The sequence below is a fragment of the Pseudomonas sp. genome, assembly GCF_037994325.1.
GTDB lineage: Bacteria > Pseudomonadota > Gammaproteobacteria > Pseudomonadales > Pseudomonadaceae > Aquipseudomonas.
In genome coordinates this window covers 1-6,904 of the sequence record NZ_JBBNAH010000586.1, presented here as the reverse complement: position 1 = coordinate 6,904, position 6,904 = coordinate 1, and the positions used below count along the sequence as shown (strand labels likewise).

Sequence of the window (6,904 nt, the reverse complement as noted above, 5' to 3'; positions counted from 1 at the left end):
GTATCGGCGTTGTCGCCAATGCCGTCGCCGTCCAAATCTTTCGATTCAGCCGGGTCGTTGGGGAACGCATCGACATCGTTGGCCACGCCATCACCGTCGCGGTCATCGTCTAGCGCGTCCGGAATGCCGTCTTTGTCCAGGTCAGCCGGTACGCTGGCTTTGTCGTCGGGGTTGGTGCCGAGCTGAATTTCGTAATCGTTGGAAATTCCATCGCCATCGCGGTCCAGGTCTTTGTTGTCGCCAATACCGTCGCCATCGAGGTCTTTGCTTTCCGTTGCATCGTCCGGGAAGGCGTCTGCGGCGTTAGCTACGCCGTCGCCATCGCGGTCATCGTCGAGGGCGTCGGGGATGCCGTCTTTGTCCAGGTCGGCAGGCACGCTGGCCTTGTCGTCCGGATTGGTGCCCAGCTGAATTTCGTAATCGTTGGAGATGCCGTCGCCGTCACGGTCCGGGTCTTTGCTGTCGCCAATGCCGTCGCCATCCAAGTCTTTCGATTCGGTGGGGTCATTGGGGAAGGCGTCCACGTCGTTGGCCACGCCATCGCCATCACGGTCGCTGTCTAGGCTGTCGGGAATGCCGTCTTTGTCCATATCGGCCGGCGTGCTGTTCTTGTCGTCCGGGTCTGTACCGGCCTGCACTTCGTAATCGTTGGAAATGCCGTCGCCATCGCGGTCGGTATCGGCGTTATCGCCAACGCCGTCGCCATCGAGGTCGCGCCACTCGGCGGGGTTGTCCGGGAAGGCGTCCTTGTCGTTGTCGACGCCATCGCCGTCACTGTCAAAATCCAGCGCGTCAGGAATGCCATCGCGGTCGCGGTCTGGCGGCACGCTGTTTTTGTCGTCGGGGTTGGTGCCCAGTTGGGTTTCGTAAGCGTTGGAAATGCCGTCGCCATCCCGGTCGAGGTCGGCGTTGTCGCCAATCCCGTCGCCGTCGAGGTCTTTGCTTTCGGCGGCGTTGTCCGGGAAGGCATCGACATCGTTGGCCACGCCATCGCCGTCACGGTCGCTGTCCAGGGCATCGGGAATGCCATCGCGATCCAGGTCCGGCGGTACGCTGTTTTTATCGTTAGGGTTGGTGCCCAACTGAATTTCGTAGTCGTTAGAAATACCGTCGCCGTCGCGGTCCGGGTCTTTGTTGTCGCCAATGCCGTCGCCGTCGAGATCCTTCGATTCGGTGGGGTCATTGGGGAACGCGTCAACGTCGTTGGCCACGCCGTCGCCATCGCGGTCGCTGTCCAAGGCATCGGGAATACCGTCCTTGTCCATATCGGGCGGCACGCTTTTCGGGTCGTTGGGGTTAGTGCCGACTTGTTCTTCGTAATCGTTGGAAATGCCGTCGCCATCGCGGTCAGGGTCGGTGTTATCACCGATGCCATCACCGTCGAGGTCGCAGAGCAGACCGGTGTCGAGTTTGTTCAGTTGCACGGCGCTAAATGTGGTGCGCGCCAGGGTGTCGAGGGTGACGTTGCTGGCCACCGCGCCGCCGTAGAGGCGCGAGGCGTATTGCTGGGTCACGGCGCCCTTGGCGTAAATAAAACCGGCCAAGGTTGAGTTGGAGCCCAGCACCACATTGCCTTCGGCCAGCACCAGCAGGCGCGAGGCATCGCCGGGGGTTTCATAGGCACTGGCGTTGACCAGGGCCATCCAGGGCAGCTCAAGGTTTTTCAGCACGTGCAAACGCACGGTGCCAGTGCCAACGGGAACAATTTTCGACTCGCTGCCCAGGGTCAGTTTGTCGATCCAGTAATCGCCCGGCGCCAGCTCCAGAGTGCTGCGGTAGCCCAGTTCCAGCTCTTTGAGCAGGTACTCGCCAGCGACGTTGAAACGCACCTTGGCCATACCGCTGACATTCAGGCGTTGCCACTCTTTGCGGCTGGCATCCAGGGTCAGGTTGCCGGCATAGGCCACTTCTTGCTTAAACGTGCTGCTGGTGGCGCGGAAGGCGGGCATGGCCGGCACTTGCGCGGGGGTAAAGCTCGCTTGGCAATCCTGGGTACCGCAACTGCGCAGGCTGGAGGCGAAGCTGTTGTCGACGCGGTTGGTGGCCAGGTAAGCCGAGGGTGCGTCGCGCAATTGTGCGTTCAGGGCAAAGCTGATGCGCCCGCCTGTGCCGTGGGTTTGCAGGCCCTTGGCAAAGGACGCTACGCACAAGCTTGGCTGCGCGGCGGGCGGCGCCACAGTGGGGATACTTTGGGCGTTTAGCGGGTTACTGCCGGCAACGCGTTCGCGCTCATCGTCGTAGCCGTCGCCGTCGGTGTCTTCATCAAACAGGTCAAGGATGCCGTCGCCGTCAAGGTCGGCGCGTTCCTGGCACTGGTTGTTCCAACTGGCGCTGTTAACCGCGGCCATACGGGTTTCCACCCGTGCGGCGCTACCCACTTCGACGCTGCGTGCGTTGAGGGCGCCGGTCAGGCGCGCGGCAAACGCGGCGCGGTATTCGCCCTCGACATACACCAGGCCATTGATGGTGCTGGCCGACTCTTGCGTAAGGTTGCCGCGCACAAACAGTTGCAGCCCTTCCGGGCGGCCGCTGCCATCGTCGACGGCATTAATGCGTGCCTGATACGGCAGGCTAACGGCATTGCCGACCATGACTTTTGCCGTACCGCTGGCGACACGCAGTTGGCTATTGCTGGCCATATCCAGTTGGCCGATCCAGTAACGACCCGGCGCCAGGGTGACCTTGGCGCCATAACCAAGGGTCAGGCGCTCAATGTAATAGGCCTGGTGGCGTGGGTTAAAACTCAGGGTAGCGGCGCTTTCCAGCTCAATGGCGCGGTAGCGGTTGGTTTCATCGCCACCGGCTTCACCATTGCCCAGGTAGCCCAAGCGCAGGTCGTATTGGCCGCTGATGGTCGGCAGTTTGAGGGTGCCTAAGTCGGCCGCGGCGACGCCACTGGCGCTGCAATTCTGGCTGCCGCAACTGGGCGTGCCGAAGGCGTTTTGTACTTTTAGAGTCGCCAGCGAAGCGTTGGGGCTATCGGCCAACAGGCCCGCCCACTGGAAGGTGATGGCGCCGCTGCCATGGGTTTGCAAGCCAGAGCTAAACACCGCGCGGCAGACCTCAGCCGCCTGTGCAGCGCCCGCGCTCAGGCACAACAGCCATACCAACAGCCGGCTACCTGCGCGTTTGCCCCCCAGCATCCCCATAACGTTCGTCCCTGCTCTGCCGTCTTCCCTGATGTGTTACCGGCTATGCGCGCGGCCCTAGTCTTGCGCTCGTCTAGTGCGAGCTGTACTGCACGTTTACTGCTTTCAACGCTTCACCGCTGAGGTTTTTAACCACCTGCTTGAGCGCCTGCGGTGCGAGCTTTTCACGAATCTGCCCACTGACTTCAGCCAGCGGTTTGGCTGGCAATTTTTGCTCGGCCGTGACCCGCACCAGCAGCAACTGACCATCCACATACAGCGGCGCAATGCTACCCGCGGCGGTTGGCTCCACCAGGCTGCGCAGCGGTTGTTCCAGCAGCTCCAGCTTTAAACGGCTCTGGCGGTATTGCAGTGGCTTGCCGGCTTGGCGCCAGTCGGCGACCAGTTTTTGCCAGTCTTTGCCTTGCACCTGCGGGCCACTAAGCAGGGTAATCAGCTCGGTGCGTTGCGCCGGCTCCAGGTCCTGATCGCTGGCGATAATTTCAAAGCTTTTTTCCACGCCGCCGCCAAATTCATCCTGGTGACGGTTGTAGTAATCAGCCACCTGCTCGTTGGTGACGGGCTCGGGGTTGGCGTGCTTTTCCAGGTAATTGCGCACCAGCAATTCTTCGCGGTAGGCCTGGGCTTTTAAATCCAACTGCTCACGCTCGCTGGCATCCAGCTCACGCTCGGCCAGCAACGCCATCGCCCGGCTACTCACCAGGCTCTCAAGGATTTTGCGTTCCACTTCTTCATTGGCATACAGCGGCGCCGACTCACCGAGCGTGCGTTCAATGGTCAGCTCCAACTGCGCACGGGTGATCGGGGTTTTATCCACCGTCACCAACGTGGCCGAAGGTTCTACCGGCACCTCGCTCAGCGCTTGCTTGCTGTCGTCGTTACACCCGGCCAGCAGCACCGCCAGCGCCAAGGCGGCGCTGGCGCACTTAACTGGATGCACGGTTTTCACCTGCCGGTTTTTCCGCGCTATCGGCGGTAGCTTTGGCCGCTTCTGGCTGGGCTTTTTTCTCGATCTTCGCCGCGGCTTTCAAACGCTCCAGTTCTGCCGCTTTGGCTTCCTGACGCAGGCGATAACGGATATCGCCAGCCACGCTTTCAAACGGCTGCTTGATCACCTGCGGGCCTTCCACCACCTTGACGATATGGAAGCCAAACGGGGTAACGATTGGCTCCGACAGCTCGCCCGCTTTCATCGCGAAAATGCGCGTGCTGAATGCCGGGTCGATAGCGCCTTCCTGCAACCAACCGAGGTCGCCGCCGTGCTGGGCAGACAGTTGGTCTTCGGAGTATTCCTTGGCCAGGGAGGTGAAATCTTCCTGCGAGTTGGCCTTGGTATAAATAGCACTGGCCTTGGTCAGCAGCGCCTGACGCTCCGCCTCGCTCAAGCCCGGGTTGGTGCGCACCAAGATATGCGCCACATGAATTTTCTTGGCCTGGAACTGGTCCGGGTTGGTGGCGTAGTAATTACGCACCGCTTCGTCGGTTACCCGCTCCTTCAAAAACTCCTCAAAATAGCGACCGATCAGCATCTGCTTACGGAATTCGGCTACTTCGGCTTCCACCTGCTCAGCCGGCAGCAGTTTTTGCTCTTCAATCTGCCCAGCCAGGCCCTCACGCTCCAGATAATCATCCAGCTCGCGATTCACCAGCTCAGGGTTTTGCGTGGGCACACGCTTGAATTTCAGGTACGCGTCAAAGCGCTCCTGGGTGACCGGCTTGCCGTTTACCTCAGCAATCGAATCGCCACCCGAATCGCAGCCCGTCAAGGCCACGGCCAATACAGAAGTCACAAGGACCAGGCGTTGGAACTGCTTCATTCAATCACCATGTGTGTAAGGTCTAATTCCATTTATCGCGGTGTGCGATATACAGGGCACGCCTGCAAGGGGGCGTGAACTGGGTCACAAATTAAGTCTGCGGGACCTCAAAGGGCCACTTTGGTTCATTTTGGAAATCACGGAATTTTACCGACAAGCCTTTGGCATTGGCGGGCATAGCGCTCAAGCGCGTGACTTTGCCGGTTTTCATATCAATCAGGCCGAGGCTGCGGCGCTTGCTGCCGTCGAGGGTGTCTTCAACCAGGGCTAGGACGGCGTTGATTGGCTGCATATCGTCCATCGCCAGCACGCGCGGATGCTCGGCGAACTGCGCAGCGAAATCGAGGTTGACCAAAGGCAGCCATTCTCCGCGGGTCGAGTCCAGTTGACTCAGGGCGCAGCCATTTAGCAACAGCGCTTGACCTTGCCATTCGCTGAGCGCCGAACCGCACGCCAGATTCGCCGTCACATCAGCCAAGGTGTAAGTGCCCCAGCGGTTTTGGCCCTGAAGTTTCAGCATCTGAACCGGATCAGCGCCCTCTTCGAGTGTCGTCTCGAACAGGTGCAAGCTCACGGGATCAAGCCATAGGCGGGTGCTGTCCAGAGTCACACTAGGCGCTTCATACGCGGACCCTTCGCCCAGGCTCAAGCTCGCTATGTCGAAAGGCAGGAAGGCCAGGTTATCGGTGCCGGCAGTAGCCAACCACAACGCTGCGCTATTGTCGAAATCCAAGGCGGCGAAATGCTGGTCGAAGGTATGCAATTCGCTGCGCGAGCCGGTGTATCCGGTCTGCTGCAGCAACGCGGTGTTATCACCGGCATCGCTCAGGGTATAGATGTCGAACAGCGGAGTGGACTGCGGGTCGGTTGGGTCACTGCCCAAACGCACTTCCAATTCGTCATTAAAACGATCGCCATCGCTATCTGGGTTATTGCTCTGGGTACCGGCCAGCGCCTCAGCACTGTCGCACAGCAGGTCTTTGTCGGCGTCGGCACACAGACTGAAGTTGAGGATGCGCGAACGATCGTCGTTGGAGATGCCATACAGGGCATTTTCACCCAGGTTCTGCAGTACGTTGGTAGCGCTTGGCCGCGAACTGTTCTGGTCTTCCAAGGCGATAAAGTTCATCACCACGCGGTGCTCATTGGCCGGCACTTCCACGTGGTAGCCAATGTTCCATTGGTAATAGGCGTCACTGGCCATCAGGTCTGGGTTTAGCGTGTGCCGACCAGCAGCATCGGCGAACACGTTGACGGTGCTGATCGCTGTCGGTTCCTCGCCCTCATAAGGCGCCTTGCGCAAACGCAGCCAGGTGTCGTCACTGCCCAAATTGCTATCACCGCTAGAGGTAGCCTGGGTGTATCCAATGCTCGAATACGTGTTCCGGCTTTCCAGCTGCGGATCTACGCTCTGCGCGGCGTTGCTGACGTTGTAGAACCGATCCAGTACCCGCACAAAGCCGCGCCCGGAGGCAGGCACATAGTACTCGCGGCTCACCAGCAAACCGGGATTGAGGGCAACTAGCGCCGTGCGCCAGATTGGCTGGCCAGGCACCTGAGTCAAGCCACGGTTATTGTCGGCAATCTGCTGCTGGCGGGCCAGGCTCGCGGTCGGCTGCTCGCCGCTGGTATCGCTAAAGGTGTACCCGTTCAGCACCAGAGCGGACTGCACACCAATCTGCGCACCAGAACTCGGATCACTGAAGGTAACGCGCCCCTCACGGTCGATCTGCACGAACAGGCCAGCGTCGGTGGGCAAGTAGGCGGCGTAATTATTGGGCAACTGTTGCACATCATCGCTGGCATCAAGCGGATCGGTGCCATCAACAAACAGTTCATCGCCATCGCCGCGGCCGGAACCATCGCTGTCGAAGGACTTAGCTGCAGCACCGCCAAGGGTGTCGATTTCAAACTTGTCGGGCAGACCATCACCATCAC

General features: G+C 60.1%; 4 protein-coding genes. All 4 read right to left on the bottom strand.

The features are described 5' to 3' along the window. Positions 1-3,149, bottom strand: a 3,149-nt coding sequence (locus AAAB16_RS19645) for a thrombospondin type 3 repeat-containing protein (protein WP_340664844.1), incomplete at its 3' end; no start/stop codon positions are given. Between the two features lie 73 nt (positions 3,150-3,222). Then, a complete protein-coding gene (locus AAAB16_RS19640; protein WP_340664843.1) occupies positions 3,223-4,089 on the bottom strand; it encodes a peptidylprolyl isomerase in 867 nt (288 codons plus the stop codon). Further along, the gene (locus AAAB16_RS19635) at positions 4,076-4,966 is read right to left on the bottom strand and encodes a peptidylprolyl isomerase (RefSeq protein ID WP_340664842.1); all 891 of its coding nucleotides are present in this window, start codon (positions 4,964-4,966) and stop codon (positions 4,076-4,078) included. Before AAAB16_RS19635 ends, AAAB16_RS19640 begins: the two co-directional genes overlap by 14 nt. Before the next feature lie 91 nt (positions 4,967-5,057). Beyond that, on the bottom strand, positions 5,058-6,904 hold a 1,847-nt coding region (locus AAAB16_RS19630), incomplete at its 5' end, for a thrombospondin type 3 repeat-containing protein (RefSeq protein ID WP_340664841.1).

Excerpts from the sequence above, each read along its gene's own strand:
- AAAB16_RS19635 (WP_340664842.1), bottom strand. The coding sequence starts at position 4,966 with ATGAAGCAGTTCCAACGCCTGGTCCTTGTGACTTCTGTATTGGCCGTG.